The following is an 807-nucleotide window of genomic DNA, read 5'->3' as shown; positions in this document are numbered from 1 at the left end:
AAGTCGTAACAAGGTAGCCGTATCGGAAGGTGCGGCTGGATCACCTCCTTTCTAAGGATAATTGAAAAGCGGAAGCGTCCGCTTAGTGACGTATGGACTGGAGTTTTCCGAACAAGATAAAGAAAACACGACGAACAGAGTGAGTCGATGTTGATTTATCGCGGAGAGGAAAAGGAAGTCCACTAGTCACTGGACGCTGGAGCTAGACTTAATACGTTATACTTGGCTGTTTGGTTCAGTTTTGAGGGAGCGAACCCTCAGGAAGACGACCACATTACGTGGTTTGGTTGCACCTTGAAAACTAAATAAGAGATATTTCAAACGACATCAAAGTATTAGTTAAGTGATCAAGGGCGCACGGTGGATGCCTTGGCACTGGGAGCCGATGAAGGACGGGACTAACACCGATATGCCTCGGGGAGTTGTAAGCAGACTGTGATCCGGGGATTTCCGAATGGGGAAACCCGCTGTCCGTAATGGGACAGTATGCGTATCTGAATACATAGGATACGCAAGGCAGACCCGGGGAACTGAAACATCTCAGTACCCGGAGGAAGAGAAAGCAAATGCGATTTCCTGAGTAGCGGCGAGCGAAACGGAACCAGCCCAAACCGAAAAGCTTGCTTTTCGGGGTTGTAGGACACTCCATTGGAGTTACCAAGAAATTTCTTAGACGAAGAGGCCTGGAATGGCCGGCCGAAGAAGGTAAGAGCCCTGTAGTCGAAAGGGAATTTCCTCCGGAGTGGATCCTGAGTACGGCGGAACACGAGAAATTCCGTCGGAATCCGGGAGGACCATCTCCCAAGG

At 49.8% G+C, this 807-nt stretch carries 2 rRNA genes; both read left to right on the top strand.

Annotated features, from left to right (window positions below):
• Window positions 1-51, top strand: a 16S ribosomal RNA gene (locus ACFSUO_RS12555); the annotation flags it as partial.
• 286 nt (window positions 52-337) lie between these two features.
• Window positions 338-807, top strand: a 23S ribosomal RNA gene (locus ACFSUO_RS12550); the annotation flags it as partial.

The sequence above is a fragment of the Lentibacillus juripiscarius genome, assembly GCF_042685205.1.
Lineage (GTDB): Bacteria > Bacillota > Bacilli > Bacillales > Amphibacillaceae > Lentibacillus > Lentibacillus juripiscarius.
This window is presented reverse-complemented; position numbering and strand designations above follow the sequence as displayed.